At 63.8% G+C, this 14326-nt stretch carries 17 protein-coding genes and 1 tRNA gene; 7 read left to right on the top strand and 11 right to left on the bottom strand.

Features of this window, described 5'->3' with window-relative positions:
• Positions 1 to 112: 112 nt before the first annotated feature.
• The gene (locus ACZYX4_RS17330; protein ID WP_463878255.1) at positions 113 to 253 is read left to right on the top strand and encodes a hypothetical protein; all 141 of its coding nucleotides are present in this window, start codon (positions 113 to 115) and stop codon (positions 251 to 253) included.
• Positions 254 to 1562: 1309 nt separating this feature from the next.
• Here the strand turns inward: ACZYX4_RS17330 and ACZYX4_RS17325 are convergent.
• The 4 genes from ACZYX4_RS17325 to ACZYX4_RS17310 all read right to left on the bottom strand — a co-directional run bounded on the left by ACZYX4_RS17325 (position 1563) and on the right by ACZYX4_RS17310 (position 5598).
• The gene (locus ACZYX4_RS17325; protein WP_463878252.1) at positions 1563 to 2222 is read right to left on the bottom strand and encodes a GntR family transcriptional regulator; all 660 of its coding nucleotides are present in this window, start codon (positions 2220 to 2222) and stop codon (positions 1563 to 1565) included.
• 117 nt (positions 2223 to 2339) lie between these two features.
• On the bottom strand, positions 2340 to 3347 hold the full coding sequence (locus ACZYX4_RS17320; protein WP_463878250.1) for a transketolase family protein: 1008 nt from the start codon (positions 3345 to 3347) through the stop codon (positions 2340 to 2342).
• Positions 3344 to 4210 (bottom strand): transketolase, encoded by an 867-nt coding sequence (locus ACZYX4_RS17315; RefSeq protein WP_463878248.1) that lies wholly within the window; start codon positions 4208 to 4210, stop codon positions 3344 to 3346. The genes ACZYX4_RS17320 and ACZYX4_RS17315 overlap by 4 nt, the downstream gene beginning before the upstream one ends.
• 50 nt (positions 4211 to 4260) lie before the next feature.
• Positions 4261 to 5598 carry an MFS transporter gene (locus tag ACZYX4_RS17310; RefSeq protein WP_463878245.1) on the bottom strand — a complete coding sequence of 446 codons (1338 nt, stop codon included), beginning with the start codon at positions 5596 to 5598 and terminating at the stop codon, positions 4261 to 4263.
• 183 nt (positions 5599 to 5781) lie between these two features.
• On the opposite strand from ACZYX4_RS17310, the gene ACZYX4_RS17305 reads away from it, so the two are divergent.
• The 5 genes from ACZYX4_RS17305 to ACZYX4_RS17285 are packed head-to-tail and all read left to right on the top strand — an operon-like array spanning position 5782 to position 9970.
• Entirely contained in the window at positions 5782 to 6606 is an 825-nt protein-coding gene (locus ACZYX4_RS17305; protein WP_463878242.1) for a sugar phosphate isomerase/epimerase family protein, read from the top strand.
• A 25-nt stretch (positions 6607 to 6631) separates the two neighbouring features.
• The gene (locus ACZYX4_RS17300; protein WP_463878240.1) at positions 6632 to 7408 is read left to right on the top strand and encodes an SDR family NAD(P)-dependent oxidoreductase; all 777 of its coding nucleotides are present in this window, start codon (positions 6632 to 6634) and stop codon (positions 7406 to 7408) included.
• A gap of 28 nt (positions 7409 to 7436) precedes the next feature.
• Positions 7437 to 9209 (top strand): dihydroxyacetone kinase family protein, encoded by a 1773-nt coding sequence (locus tag ACZYX4_RS17295; protein WP_463878237.1) that lies wholly within the window; start codon positions 7437 to 7439, stop codon positions 9207 to 9209.
• A gap of 23 nt (positions 9210 to 9232) precedes the next feature.
• Positions 9233 to 9697 carry a ribose-5-phosphate isomerase gene (locus ACZYX4_RS17290; protein WP_463878257.1) on the top strand — a complete coding sequence of 155 codons (465 nt, stop codon included), beginning with the start codon at positions 9233 to 9235 and terminating at the stop codon, positions 9695 to 9697.
• A gap of 45 nt (positions 9698 to 9742) precedes the next feature.
• Positions 9743 to 9970 carry a hypothetical protein gene (locus tag ACZYX4_RS17285; protein WP_463878236.1) on the top strand — a complete coding sequence of 76 codons (228 nt, stop codon included), beginning with the start codon at positions 9743 to 9745 and terminating at the stop codon, positions 9968 to 9970.
• Positions 9971 to 10095: 125 nt separating this feature from the next.
• Here the strand turns inward: ACZYX4_RS17285 and ACZYX4_RS17280 are convergent, their stop codons facing one another.
• From ACZYX4_RS17280 to ACZYX4_RS17265, 4 genes are all read right to left on the bottom strand, one after another.
• Complete coding sequence (locus tag ACZYX4_RS17280) at positions 10096 to 10434, bottom strand: hypothetical protein (RefSeq protein WP_463878234.1); 339 nt, start codon at positions 10432 to 10434, stop codon at positions 10096 to 10098.
• A 54-nt stretch (positions 10435 to 10488) separates the two neighbouring features.
• Positions 10489 to 10686 carry a hypothetical protein gene (locus ACZYX4_RS17275; protein WP_463878260.1) on the bottom strand — a complete coding sequence of 66 codons (198 nt, stop codon included), beginning with the start codon at positions 10684 to 10686 and terminating at the stop codon, positions 10489 to 10491.
• 226 nt (positions 10687 to 10912) lie between these two features.
• Positions 10913 to 11704: a hypothetical protein gene (locus tag ACZYX4_RS17270; RefSeq protein ID WP_463878231.1), complete on the bottom strand. Its 792-nt coding sequence runs from the start codon at positions 11702 to 11704 to the stop codon at positions 10913 to 10915.
• A 543-nt stretch (positions 11705 to 12247) separates the two neighbouring features.
• Positions 12248 to 12328: transfer RNA gene (locus tag ACZYX4_RS17265), tRNA-Leu, on the bottom strand.
• 205 nt (positions 12329 to 12533) lie between these two features.
• Here ACZYX4_RS17265 and ACZYX4_RS17260 point away from each other — a divergent pair.
• A complete protein-coding gene (locus ACZYX4_RS17260) occupies positions 12534 to 13139 on the top strand; it encodes an ANTAR domain-containing response regulator (RefSeq protein WP_463878228.1) in 606 nt (201 codons plus the stop codon).
• A 66-nt stretch (positions 13140 to 13205) separates the two neighbouring features.
• Here the strand turns inward: ACZYX4_RS17260 and ACZYX4_RS17255 are convergent, their stop codons facing one another.
• The 3 genes from ACZYX4_RS17255 to ACZYX4_RS17245 form a co-directional block, all read right to left on the bottom strand.
• Complete coding sequence (locus ACZYX4_RS17255) at positions 13206 to 13589, bottom strand: DUF202 domain-containing protein (protein WP_463878226.1); 384 nt, start codon at positions 13587 to 13589, stop codon at positions 13206 to 13208.
• Complete coding sequence (locus tag ACZYX4_RS17250) at positions 13589 to 13957, bottom strand: YidH family protein (RefSeq protein ID WP_463878224.1); 369 nt, start codon at positions 13955 to 13957, stop codon at positions 13589 to 13591. Before ACZYX4_RS17250 ends, ACZYX4_RS17255 begins: the two co-directional genes overlap by 1 nt.
• A gap of 83 nt (positions 13958 to 14040) precedes the next feature.
• A partial coding sequence (locus ACZYX4_RS17245; RefSeq protein WP_463878222.1) for a rhodanese-like domain-containing protein occupies positions 14041 to 14326 on the bottom strand: 286 nt, incomplete at its 5' end.

Here is a 14326-nt window from a genome sequence, read left to right as displayed (position 1 = left end):
TCAGGTGGCTCTCAACCACGCCAATCGTGGCTCTGAACGACACGATCCGTGATCTGGGCAGGTGGCTCTGAAGCGCACGACAGGTGGCTCCCTTGGAAGCCAGTATTCATCGGTGCACGTAATCCTGCACTACTCCAGCGGCTACCACCACCGCAACGGCGGTGGTGACGCCATCCGCACCGACGGGCACCTGCCAATCATTGACCTGCACCCGCCGGACCGGCTCCTGCGCTCCCCTCCCTCCGAGGAGTGATCCAGCATTCAGGAACCGGTGCCTCGGGTCCGGCCTTCTCGACATTACGGCTACGACCGGACTCCTCCTCTGATGCGCCCTCTTATCCCACGAACGACCGCTTCGATCGCACAGGCGATCGGTAAAAATCCGGTCTGGGTCGTCGCCGCGCTGCTCGCCCAGCATGCGTTGACGCCGGGGAGGCAGAGATCGTCGGGATCTGTTGGAGGGCAACGTGGCCAGCTCCCACCGGTAAAACAGCGAGGACAGCGACGCCGGATACCCAGAAGCCGGATGCGGCGATGACGGGGAAAATGACGGCTGCGGCGGCGGGTTAACTGAGGGGAAGGCCATGGCAGCAAAGCCCGCCAGTTCCGACACACTCGCCCTCGAAGCCGGCCCGCCTACTGACCGGCCAGGCTTAGCGAGCTCATGATCAGCTCTCCGGATCAGTTGCCATGTCATGCCGTTCCCCCCGCAGTCCTGCATGAACAGGTATCAGAGCGGAAAATCCGGACCAGCGGCAAACCCAGGTCCATCTAAAGAATAATCAGCACGTCATGTAGTAGGCGGCTATAGCCACCATGAAGTGGTGAACGCAAGAAACCAAGGGAAGAGAGAACGAGGATGAACACCCAGAAGAGACCCCGCAGGGCGGCACCCGGTCCACCGTAGGCAGCCGCTCCCCTACACAACCGAATAGGCCGTTTCCGGGACCCCACACACCCGGAACATCAGATCAGAGGCGAAAGTGTGCACAATGTGCACACCAAATAACACCAAAAAAGCCCCTGACCTGCGAAAACACTGTGCCCGAGGTGGGACTCGAACCGGGTTCCAGCCCTTGAATTTCCGCCATTCCCCCGCAAACCTCCGCAGTCCGGTCCAGTCCGGCACCAGTACGTCCCGATCCAAAGCCCAGGGTGTGCACATTGTGCACACCCCCTTTTCTGCCTTGCGGCAGCAGCACCGAAGCAGGTGGGGACGCCTCCGCTGTCGCCCGGCTACCTGCATTTCCCGCTTCAAGATCTCGGGTCCGCCGAGACTGATTTCGCACCCCGTTAACATCTTCATCTGCTTCAAGAATCGTAATCACGGCCCTCTACCTTCTCTCCCTCATCTCATGGCGGAGCCGGCAGAAACCGACATGACACCCCCCACCTGCCGCCCCCCGTATTGGCAGGGTGCGGCATTTCCTTGTCGTGGGCTCACTCTGCTAAATGACGGAAGACCCGATATCGGCGTTGGAAGACAGTAGCGGTGGTTCTTTGCGCGCGGCGCGTGATGTGACTCTGCGCTTGGCTTCCAGCTCGGCCTTGGAAATCGAGTGTTAGGCCACGAGATTCGCGGCAGCGGTGTCCATGTGCTCCCGGATCGTCTTCCGGGCAAGGGACGCGTCACCGGTCTCGATCGCCGCAACGATGTCGTAGTGCCGGTCCACGCTCATGTTTTTCACGCCCTTGTCCTGGCCCGCGAACATGATGGACATCCGGATGGACCCTTCCAGTGATTCCCAGGAATGGAGCAGGGTTTCGTTGCCGGTGAGCCGGCACATGGTCCGGTGGAATTCCAGGTCAGACTCGACCCGGTCCTGCAGGCTGGCCTTCTCGGCTGCGGCCATGGCTTCAATGGCGGACCGCAGGGAGCTGATGACGTGCTGGCGGTCGGGGAGTTCGCAGAGCGTGCGCGCAGCCAAGGATTCCAGCGCCGCCCGGACGGAGTAGATATCACGAATTTCCTTAGCATCCAAGTGCCGGACGGAAAGGCGGCCGCGGGGTCCGGCGGAGAGCAGCCCTTCCTGTTCCAGTTGCCGCAGTGCTTCCCGGAGGGTGCCGCGGCTGATCTGGAGCATCTCCGACAGCTCCGTTTCCACCAGATGCCGGCCCGGCTCCAGTTCCCCGCTGGTGATGGCGGCGCGCAACGCGGCAAGGGCCTGCTCGCGAAGGCTCTTCTTCTGCAGTCCCAGCAGCGGTGCTGTTGCTCCGGCCATTGTGCTACTTCCTCAATGTCAGTGGTCGACTGTTTACAGTCAATGTGTTAACTGTCGATGTTACGGCAGAAGCGCGACGCCGGGTGGTTCGGCGCCGCGCTTCTGGCGGGAACTGTTCTACTTCAGTTCGGCGAGTACTTTTGCCATGATCTTCTGGACTGTGAGTCCATAACGGTCATGGAGGGTGGGGAGCGCGCCGGCGTCGAGGAACTCGTCCGGCAGTGCCACGGGCACCACGCGTTTGCCGAGTCCTGCGGTGACGACGGCGGACGCCACCGTTTCGAAGAGGCCGCCGATCACGCTGTGGTTTTCGAGGGTGACGGCGAGCCGGTCGGTGTTGATCTCGGCCAGGACCGTGGCGGCATCGAACGGCTTGATCGTCGGGGTGTGGACGACGGCGACGTCCACGTTGTGAGCAGCCAGCGCCTGCGCTGCCTGGAGGGCGCGCATGGTCATCAGCCCGGAGGAGATGAATACGACGTCGTTGCCGCCACGCAGTACCTTGGCTTTACCGAGTTCGAAGGTGTAGACGTATTCGTCCAGAACGGTGGGTACGTTGCCGCGGAGCAGCCGCAGGTAGGTGGGCCCGTCGGACGCTGCGAGTTGGGGGACGGCCTGTTCGATGTCGATCGAGTCGCAGGGGTCCACGATGGTGAGGTTGGGCATGCCGCGGAAGATCGCCATGTCCTCGGTGGCCTGGTGGCTGGGTCCGTAGCCGGTGGTCAGGCCGGGCAGCCCGCCAACGATGTTCACGTTCAGGTTCGGTTCGGCGGAATCGAGGCAGAGGAAGTCGTAGGCGCGGCGGGCGGCGAACACGGAGTAGGTGGACGCGAACGGGATCAGGCCGGTTTCGGCCAGGCCGGCGGCTGCTCCGAAGAGTAATTGTTCGGCCATGCCCATCTGGAAGAACCGCTCAGGGAAGGCCTGGGCGAAGATGTGCATGTCGGTGTACTTGCCCAGGTCCGCCGTCAGGCCGACGATTTTGTCGTTCTCCTGTGCTGCCTTCACCAGGGCGTGTCCGAACGGTGCCGAGGCGGTCTTCTGGCCGGGGTCAGCGAAGGACGCGATCATGGCCGAGGTCTTCAGCTTGGGTGCGGTGCCCTTCACTGCTGTGGTGGTGCTCATCGTCCGGCCGTCCCTTCAAGTCCTGCGGTGAGTTGTTCGCGGCAGGTCTGCCATTCGTGTTCTTCGATGCGCATGAAGTGCGCCTTTTCCCGGTCCTCCAGCAGGGGCACGCGGCGGCCGACCTTGGTGTCGCACAGGATCACGGAGGGCCGTCCTGTGAGGGAGGCCTGGGCGGCGGTGTTGTCGAATGCGGTCAGCAGGGCTGCCATGTCGTTGCCATCCACGCGCTGGGTGTACCAGCCGAAGGCCTCCCACTTTTGCGTGACGGGTTCGGTCCGGAGCACGGTGTCGGTTTTGCCATCGGCCTGCAGGGCGTTGATGTCCACCATGGCTGTGAGGTTGCCGAGCTGGTGGTGGTGAGCGCCCATCGCGGCCTCCCAGGTGGAGCCTTCATCGAGTTCGCCGTCGGAGAGGAAGTTGTAGACCCTCGCCGCGGAGCCCTGGTAGCGCAGGCCCAGCGCGATGCCCATGGCGATGGAGAGCCCGTGGCCCAGGGAGCCGCCGGAGATCTCCATGCCGGGGGTGTAGGTGGACATCCCGGACATCGGCAGCCGGGAATCGTCCGAACCGTAGGTGTCCAGTTCCTCGATCGGGATGATCCCGGCCTCGGCCAGGGCCGCGTAGTGCCCGATGGCGTAGTGGCCGGTGGAGAGCAGGAACCGGTCCCGTTCTTTCCATTCCGGGTCCTCGGCGTGGTAGCGGAGCTGGTCGGAGTACACCGCGGCCAGCATGTCCGCCGCTCCCAGGGCCTGGCCTACGTAGCCCTGGCCCTGGACTTCGCCCATGTTCAGTGCGTGGTGCCGCATTCGGTAGGCCGCGGCGCTGACGCGTTCGAGGCGTTCTGAGGCAGTTTCCTGAATCATTCGTTCCTTAGAGGGGAGTTCGGGGGTGTGCAGTTCCCGCGTCGCAGTCATCAGACGTTCACCGGCTGGGGGGTGCTTTTGCTGGCCTCATCGGCGAGCTGCCGTTCCCGCTTGCCCCAGGTTTCCCGGGTGACGAGAGCGGCCCAAAGGCCGATCGCGGCGTAGAAGCTGAAGAGGAGAGCCGGGCCCATCCAGCCGAAGCTGACGAAGAGCAAGGTAGTGATGAAGGGGGTGAACCCGGAGACCATGGCGGAGATCTGGTAGGCCAGTGAGGCCCCGGAGGAGCGGGTCTTGGCCTGGAACAGTTCGGGGAACCAGGCCCCCTGGGCGCCGGCGAGGGAGTTCTGGCAGACGGCGTAAGAGATGGCGACGGTGGCGATGATGGCGATGAACATGCCGGTGTTCACCAGCAGGAACATCGGGATGCCGAAGAGCATGGCGAAGGCGCAGGACCAGATGTAGAGGGGGCGGCGGCCGATCCTGTCCGTGAGCCGGGCCCAGGCCTGGGTGGCGAAGATGCCGATGGCGGACGCGATGCACAGGGCCACCAGGGTCTGGGTCTTGTCCGCCAGCTGCTGGGTGTGGAGGTAGGAAATCATGTACGTGATGGACACGGCGTAGCCGGCAGTCTCGGCGATGCGCAGGCCGATGCCCTTGACGATGTTGCGCCAGTCGGTCCTGATGACCTCGGCGATGGGCGACTTAACGATGGCGCCGCTGTCCTTGATTTCGTCGAAGACCGGGGACTCAGGGACTTTGGCGCGGATGATCAGGCCGACGGCGACGAGTACGATGCTTGCCAGGAACGGGACGCGCCAGGCAAGTTCGCCGCCGAGGTTCACGCTGACGAGGAAGACGAGGTTCGCCAGGAGCAGCCCGACCGGGAAGCCGGCCTGCACGATGCCGGTGTACTTGCCCTTGGACTTCCAGGGCGCGTGTTCGTAGCTCATCAGGATGGCGCCGCCCCATTCAGCGCCGAAGGCAAGGCCCTGGACGATGCGGACGAAGACCAGCAGGGCCGGGGCCAGCAGGCCCACCTGCTCGTACGTGGGCAGCAGGCCGATCATGAACGTTGCGATGCCCATAAGGATCAGGGAAGCAACGAGCACGGGCTTGCGGCCCACCTTATCGCCAAGGTGCCCGCCGATGATGCCGCCGATGGGACGGGCGGCGAACCCGACACCCAGAGTGGCGAAAGCCGCCAGCGTCCCCGTCACCGGGTCGCCGGTCGGGAAGAACGCAGTGCCGAAGTACAGCGCAGCCGCGGTGCCGAAGCCGATGAAGTCATACGTCTCGATGACGGCGCCGACACCTGACCCGACAGCGACGCGCTTTGCGTCCTTGGTGCCATGTACATGGCCGCGCATTTTCAGAGCTTCGTTGCTCATAGCTGATCCCTTTCGAAGAGCGGCCGTGCTTCCGCACCACCGCTGTCGACTGTTAACAAATGATATGCCAGTGTGACCCGCATCATGGCGCTGTGTCAACAGTCAATGTAGGAGGTTGACTGTTGACACTAGATCAACTTACAGTGATTCACATCACCCCGCTCGTTCAGAGGAGCAACGACGATGTTCAACTCCCGACTCGGCTGCTCAACCATCAGCTTCCGGCACCAGGACCTCCCGGCCGCCCTGCGGACCATCGGCGGCCTGGGCTTTAGCGAAATCGACCTCGGCGCTCTCCCTGGCGTCTGCGACCACGTCCCTTACAACCTGGACGACACCGCCGTTACCGCGGTAACTGCGGAAGTCGCAGCCTCAGGGCTGACCGTCCGCTCGGTCAACGGGGACATCGGGGATCTCAACGCAGCCCTCGACGACGCTGCGCGGCTCGCCCGCGAACGGCACTTGGACGCGCTGCTCACCCTTGCCGCCAACACCGGCGCGAAGGCGCTGGTCCTGCCCTGCGGCGCGCTCAGCCACGAACCTGTTACCGGCCTCGAGGAGGACTTGGACGAAATCGCCTCCCAGTTGATCCACGCCGGGCGGCGCGCGGCGGCGTTCGGCATCGAGGTCTGGACCGAATCGCTGCACTTCCTGAGGTTCTGCTGGAACCTCGAGCGTGCCGAACTGCTGGCGCGGCGGCTGGCCGGCTCCGGCGTCGGCATTGTGATGGACTTCAGCCACATCGTGGCCGCCGGCGAAGACCCGCTGGAGTACCTCACCCGCAACGAGGGCCGGATCTCCCACGTCCACCTTCGCGACGCCGTGCCCGGCAACATAAACCTCAGCATCGGCAACGGCCGGGCCGACTTCGCCGCCGGGCTCCGCGCCCTTGCGGTGAGCGGTTACACCGGCCACTTCTCACTCGAACTCGAAACCCGGGACATCACGCATGGCGAACGTCCCGCCGCCGCAGCGAAAGCGGCAAGCTTCATCACCGACCTCATCTGAACCACCCACTAATCCAAGGAGCATCATGACTACCACTATCCAGCGCACCGCCGTCCTCACCGGAGCGACCTCGGACCGGGGCATCGGCATCACCACCGCACGCCGTTACGCCAGCCAGGGCTGGGGCGTGGTGATCCTGGACCTCGACGGTGAGAAGTCCGCCAAGGTCGCCGCCGACATCGGCAACGAATTCAACGTTCCCGCGTTCGGCCACGAGATCGACGTCGCTAATGAAAGCTCCGTCAACACAGCCTACGCAGCCGTCAAGGCCGAGGTCGCCTCAGGCATCCTGCCCCCGGTGGGAGCCCTGGCCAACATCGCCGGCATCACCTCCCCGGTCCCGTTCCTGGAAACGACGCTGGAGCTCTGGCACAAGGTCATGGACGTCAACGCAACCGGAACCTACCTGGTCACCAAGGCGTTCCTGCCGGACATGATGGAGAACGGCTGGGGCCGGATCGTGAACATGTCGTCAGTGTCCGCCCAGCGTGGCGGCGGCGTGTTCGGCAAGGTCCCCTACTCCGCTGCGAAGGCCGCCATCCTCGGTCTCACCAAGGCGCTGGCCCGTGAAATCGGCGCCACCGGCGTCACCGTCAATGCCATCACGCCCGGCGCGGTCGACACCAACATCCGCGTGGGCAGCACCGATGAGCAGGAAGCCGCCATCAACGCAGGCATCCCCCTGGGCCGCAACGCCACCACGGAGGAGATCGCCGGCGTCATCACGTTCCTGTCCTCCGAGGAATCCGCCTATCTCACGGGCACCACCATCGACATCAACGGCGGAAGCCACATCCACTAAGAGCCCCTGCCACGTCAGAGAGCCCATCATGACCAAGATTTTCAACGATCCCTCCGAGTTTGCGGAAGAAGCCCTTGCCGGATTCTGCGACGTCCATTCCGGATTGGTGCGCCAGGTCCCCGGCGGCGCCGTGCGGCGCCACCGTCCGGCTAAACCCAAAGTGGCGGTCCTGGCCGGCGGCGGTTCTGGGCACTACCCGGCGTTCGCCGGCCTGATCGGCACCGGTCTGGCCGACGGCGCCGTGGTCGGCAACATCTTCACCTCGCCCTCCGCACAGCAGGCCTATGCCGTGGCCAAGGCCGCTGATTCCGGCGCCGGTGTGGTGTTCACCTACGGCAACTACGCCGGGGATGTGATGAACTTCGGCATGGCCACCGAGCGGCTGGCCGCCGAGGGGATCCCGGTTGAGAATGTCCTGGTGACGGACGACATCGCCAGCGCACCGCCGTCGGAAGCCGACAAGCGCCGCGGCATTGCCGGGGACTTCACCGTCTTCAAAATCATGGGCGCCGCAGCCGAAGCGGGCACGGGCCTGGCCGACGTCGTCCGGCTCGGCCGGAAGGCAAACAGCCTCACCCGCACCATCGGCAGCGCATTCCACGGCTGCACGTTCCCTGGCGCGGACGCCCCGCTGTTCGCGCTCAAGGACAAGCAGATGGGGCTCGGACTGGGAATCCACGGTGAACCCGGCCTGTTCGACACCGATTTGCCGTCCGCCAAGGAACTCGGCCAGGAGTTCGTCTCCCGACTACTGGCGGAAACGCCTGTTGGTGCCGGTGACAGGCTGGCGGTCATCCTCAACGGGCTGGGCTCCACGAAGCACGAGGAACTCTTTGTGCTGTGGTTGACCGTTGCCCCGCTGCTCAGGGGCAACGGCTACATCCTGGTCATGCCAGAGGTGGGCGAACTGGTCACCAGCCTGGACATGTCCGGTGTTTCCCTCAGCATCACTTGGCTGGACGAAGAACTGGAGCCGCTCTGGACGGCACCGGCGGAGACGCCGGCCTACCGCCGCGGAAACGCCGCCGTTCAGTCAGGCGACGCGTCCGGCGAGGAAGCGTCCGACGGCCCCGCCGCACCTGCCACATTTGAGGCCACCGGGGAGTCGCGCCAGTACGCGGCTAACTGCCGGGCGGCATTGGATGCCGCCCGCGACTGTCTTCACACCGCCGAAACCCGGCTCGGGGACATGGACGCCATTGCCGGGGACGGGGACCACGGCCGAGGAATGGTCCGCGGGATCGACGCCGCAACCTGCGCCGGCGCCGCCGCGGCCGCGCAGGGTGCCGGGGCAGGCTCGGTCCTCATCGCCGCGGGTGATGCCTGGGCGGACAAGGCCGGCGGCACCTCCGGCATCCTCTGGGGCGCAGGACTGCGGGCGTTCGGGGAGTCGTTGGGAGACCAGCGAATTCCCGACGCCAAACAACTGGCTGCCGGGGTGCGCGCGTTTTCGGACCGGATCGCCGGGCTCGGCAAAGCAGAACCCGGCGATAAGACCATGGTGGATGCACTGGCGCCCTTCACCGAAACCCTCACCCGCCTGGCAGTCAACGGCGCAGAACCGCGCCGGGCATGGGATGCCGCCGCGCTAAAAGCAACGGCGGCAGCCGGGGCCACGGCAGCACTGCGCCCGTTGAAAGGACGGGCGCGCCCACTCGCCGAGAAGAGCGTGGGCACACCGGATCCCGGCGCCACTTCCCTGGCGATGATTTTCACCGTTATGGGCCCGCACCTCACAGACAGCCATGTCGCGCGTGTCAATGCGACCTCAGCCCAGGAACCGGTCGGAGCACAGTCATGAAGAGAGAAGGACAACCAATGGGGATGCGACTTATCGTGGGTGCGGACGAAGCCGGGGTCGACTACAAGGACCGGATCCTCGAGGACCTGCGGCAGGATCCGCGCGTCGGCGAAGTCATCGACATCGGCGTAAACCGCGATGATGCGCGCGAAGACTTCACGAGGCCCTACCCCTATGTCGGGATCGCCGCCGGAGAAATGATCCGTAACGGCGGCGCCGACCGTGCCATTCTGTTCTGCGGGACCGGGATCGGTGTTGCCATTGCGGCCAACAAAGTGGACGGAATCCGGGCAACAACGGCACACGACTCTTTTTCGGTGGAACGCTCGGTCCTCTCCAACGACTGCCAGGTCCTCACCATGGGTCAACGCGTGGTGGGCATCGAACTCGCACGCCGGCTGGCCCGCGAGTGGATCGGCTACACCTTCGACCCGGAATCAGCCTCGGCGGACAAGGTCAAGGTCTTGACCGACTTTGAAAGCTGCTAGGTGAACGCTCCCCCGGTGGAAAGTCAAGGAGTCTGGTGGGATGCAGTGATCGTGGAGGTATTTGACGATGGCGAACCGGCCTGGGCCATTGAGCGAGAGATCCTTCACTGGTGGCGTAACGAGCTTGGCCTTCCGCCATATCTGTCGGCGGAGGACATGCCCATCGGCGGCGCTACCGAAACAGCTGAACTTGAAGTAATGCCGGCGTGGCGGGCCATTCAGCGCGTGCGTGCTGCGGCCGCGAGGCAGCGCGAGTTGTCCCTGACAGCATGAACCGCCACAGTTCGGTCATGAATTACACGCCCACCGCTGGCTATTTGAAGGCTGATAATCGACTTTATGTCAGCCTAAATCGCTTGATTGCATCAGAAACATCGTTGACCCAGTCCAACTCATTTTTAGAGACCTTTGTCGCAGCTTAGCGGGTGCCTCTTTGGCAGGAGCCTGGGTTCGGGGACCCGCCGGCGGTTCTTGATGTTCTCCTCGTCCACCCAAACGGTGTAACCGCGGGGGCAGCGGCAGACGTAGCGCGTCCCTACGCGGTTTTCGACATCCACTACGGTCAGCCAGTCGCCATGGTGCTGGCTGTGGTGGTGATCCGGGATCCGGCTCAAGTTGGCCCTGATCTGGTCCACCATGGGTCGCTCTGTCTCGCGTGCCGAGCCCTGGCGTTCCACAAAGGTCTTCAGCCCCTGTTTCGCGGCTCGTTGAATTAGCTTGGTCCAGTCAATGGCCATAAGTCTCCCGGGTCGGCGTCGGTTCCCCACAACTCTAAGGGGCGCTGCCCGGCGTTACATGCGGGTCAGGCGGTGACCTCGGCCAGCAGTGCCGCGACCACCTGCGGGGCAACGACGCTGGCCGGCGTCACGGGCAGCGACGTGTCTGGCCACCGTGTGGTGCGAGCAGCCGGTGAGTTCCGCGGCGGCGCGCAACGATCCGGTCAGATCATACGCAGCGAGTATTTCCATAATTTCTTCGTCAAACTTCATTAGGGCCTCTTCCCGGGCGACTTTGGTGCGACTAGACACCGTCATCAAACCCCGGGGAGAGGCTCCCGCCGCTTAAGCGGTCGGGTTCAGTAAGGAAGTGGGCAGATCTCATGGCCACCGACGGGCAGTTTTCATGGCCGTCAGCGGGCAGTTCCCTGGCAGCCTACGGGCAGTTTTTCATGGCCGCTAACATTCTCCCAAGAGTGGGACGCCCGGGCCTGACGGTCTATGGATCCGCAGGCAGGCGGGGGTTTGCCCTCTCGAAGTTCGCAAACCAAATCATGCTCTGGTAGGGCCAGTCTTTGGCTGGTATATCGAACGGTCTGCGCCAGGAATGGGGTTCTGGCCCCGGCCCAGGAGCGGATCCCCAAAGGAGCCGGGCGATCCGGGCCGACAGTGGGATTTTCGGAACGGTTTTCCGCATCCGGCGTACGGCGTGTTCGTTAGGCCAGTTGAACACTTTGCCGATTCGCGGTATTTGGGCAAGCCACTGGTACCAAGCAGCCCACCAATGAATCGAATAGTGGTTCTTGGGCCAGAGCGCGCCATCCTGCAATGTCTTGACCCAAGAGCGTCCCGCTCCGTCCGTGAAGTGCAACTCCAACTCATGGCTGGACAACACCCCGCAATCGATTCTTTCGGATTCTCCGCCCGGAAGATATGGGATCACTGTAGGAATGGGATCATCTATGAGGGCCAGCGACTTCCATTCCGGTTCGGCGGCAGCCGCATCAGCAGCAGGATCAGCATGCGCCCTTTGAAAAACCATGATATTCGTGACTGGCGCATCTGAGTCGTTGCTGATTTCCAGGAACGTAGAGGCGTTTTGCCACGAGTTGCTGGTCAGTTTAATCTTCACGACCTGCCGCACCATGGATACCTTCGCGGCCTGTTCCCTACGTCGATCTTCCGCAACTTTGCGGCGGTCTACTTGCCCCTGCCAGAACAAGGAAATCGTGAAGAAGGCCAGCAATAGATTTAGTCCGAGCTGAGCGACATATACGTCGTCCTTCGACATGTGCGGCCTCTTTTCATTCAACTACGCGAATTTCATTCAACTACGCGAAGCCAATGTATCCCGCTTCTCGGAGGCCGGACCGCTCCGCACAGCCGAGATGACTTCGGAAAACAACACCGATCTCCGCGTTCGGCGGCCCACCTGCCACCTGGCCAGGCTCAGGGAGTTCATGATCAGCTCCGGATCAGTGGCCACGTCATACCGTTCCCCCGCATTCCTGCATGAACAGGTATCAGAGCGGAAAACCCGGACCAGCCCCACCCCGGGTACATCTAAAGAATATTCAGCAAGTCATGTTGTACGCGGCCTTGGCCGCCATGAAGTGGTGAACGAAAAAAACCAACGGAAGGACGAACGAGAATGAACACCCAGAAGAGACGTCACAGGGCGGTACCAGGTCCGCCGTAGGCAGCCGCTCCCCCACACAACCGAATAGGCCGTTTCCGGGACCCCACACACCCGGAACATCAGATCAGAGGCAAGAGTGTGGACACTGTCCACACGAAAAAAGCACCAAAAAGACCCTGACCTGCGGAAACACTGTGCCCGAGGTGGGACTCGAACCCACACACCTTTCGATACCGCATTTTGAGTGCGGCGCGTCTGCCATTCCGCCACTCGGGCGCGCAGTACACCGGTGCCATGATCGCCCAACCACAGTGCTGTGAGCAACGCGATCACTTCCCGTGCGCGGAATTACTCTACATGCAGATAGGCTAAATTCCAGAATCGCGCCAGTGACGCCGCATCGAACCAAACCGGTCCAAGCACAGCCGCGGTGACAACCTAAGATGATCTCGTTCCCGCAGTACCTTTCCAAGGAGTTCCCGTGTCAGAACAGACGGAATCAAACCCCACGTCCAAACCGGCGCGCCGCGTGGTTGTCGCAGAGGACGAGACCCTCATCCGGCTCGACATCATCGAGATCCTGCGGGGCGAGGGCTACGACGTCGTCGGCGAGGCGGACAACGGCGAGAAGGCCGTGCAGCTCGCCGAAGAACTCAGGCCGGACCTGGTCCTGATGGACGTCAAGATGCCCGTCATGGACGGCATTACCGCGGCCGAGAAGATCGTCAAGGCCCGGATCGCCCCCGTGGTCCTGCTGACCGCGTTCAGCCAGAAGGAACTCGTCGAGCGGGCCCGCGACGCCGGCGCCATGGCGTATGTCGTCAAGCCGTTTACCCCCGCGGATCTCATTCCCGCCCTGGAAATTGCGCTTTCCCGCCACGAGGAGATCAAGGCCCTCGAAAGTGAAGTGACCGACCTGCAGGAGCAGTTCGCCACCCGCAAGCTCGTGGAGCGCGCCAAGAGCCTCTTGACCACCAAGATGGGCCTGACGGAGCCGGAAGCGTTCCGCTGGATCCAGAAGACCTCCATGGACCGCCGCCTCAGCATGCGCGAGGTTGCCGAGACCATCATCAACCAGGTCAACTAGGACGGATCTCCCCGGTTTCGGGCGAAGGCCGCGCACCCGCGGCAACCCGGAACCGGCGGATCTTCCCTACTGGGTCAAGTGCTCGCTGAAACGCACCGCGACAATGAGCGCCATCACTCCGCCACCAAAGGTGGCCACGGCCATCAAGGCAGGTAATACTCCCCCGCTGAGCGCCACCCTGTCGCTCTCGGACGAGGTAAGGATCGTGTGGATGCGGCGGTAGCGCCGGTGCGTGAGGACAATCGCGACGAAGGACACGGCGGCACCCAGCACCGCCGGAATGAGCGCCCATGAGCCCAGCACCTCGGGCAGGATGCGGAGCGCAGCCAGGGACGCGACGGCGACCGCCATCGCCGTTCTGCGCCAGGCCAGCGCGGTCCGTTCGGGCTGCAGGCCCGCGTCGAAGGGCCGGTGGCCCCGGCCGGGCGGGTTCTCAGGAGCGCCGGCCATCAGGCGAGGACAACCCCGAGGAAGACCAGGATCCCCGCCACGGAGACAGCGGCCCCGATCGGGAACGCGAGATGGGCGGCAGGAAGCGGCGTGTCGAGGCGCAGTGCGCGTTCGATCTGTATCCAGCCGAACCAGGCCTGCACGGGCGCGGCGATCCCGGCGACGATGAGGACAATGGAAGCCGAAAGACGCATTCCTTCCTGAAGATTCAGTCCAAGTGCCTCCAAGGCGACGCCGCTGGCAATCAGAGCCAGGGATGTCCGTATCCAGGCCAGGAAGGTGCGTTCGTTGGCCATGCTGAACCGGGCGTCCGGATCGGTTCCTTGGGCGAACAGGGCTGCGGGAAATCGTTTCGTTGCGTCGGTCATGGCGCTTTCTGGTTGGCAAGTTNGCCCTGGTGTTCAGGGCCGCCGCCACAGGGTGTCGGTCGGTTAGGTGCCGGTGGTGCGGGTCAGTTCGCGGGGATGCTTTCGCGTGCCTGCTGGTAGGCGGTCCAGGCGTTGTAGCTGCCGTCGAGTTCGACGACGTCGTAGCCGGCGCGGCGCAGCGCGCTGGCCGCGACGGAGTTCCGGACCCCGCTCTGGCAGTAGCTCACGATGGTGCCCTGGGCCGGGAGCTCGTCCAGGTGCCACATCACACGGCCGCCGCTGAGCTGGTGGGAGCCCGGGATGTTCCCGGCAGTGTGCTCGGTGCGGTTGCGCACATCCAGGATCATCGCGGCCTCGAAACCCTCGAGC

The organism is Pseudarthrobacter leeuwenhoeki, from assembly GCF_055412885.1.
This window is presented reverse-complemented; position numbering and strand designations above follow the sequence as displayed.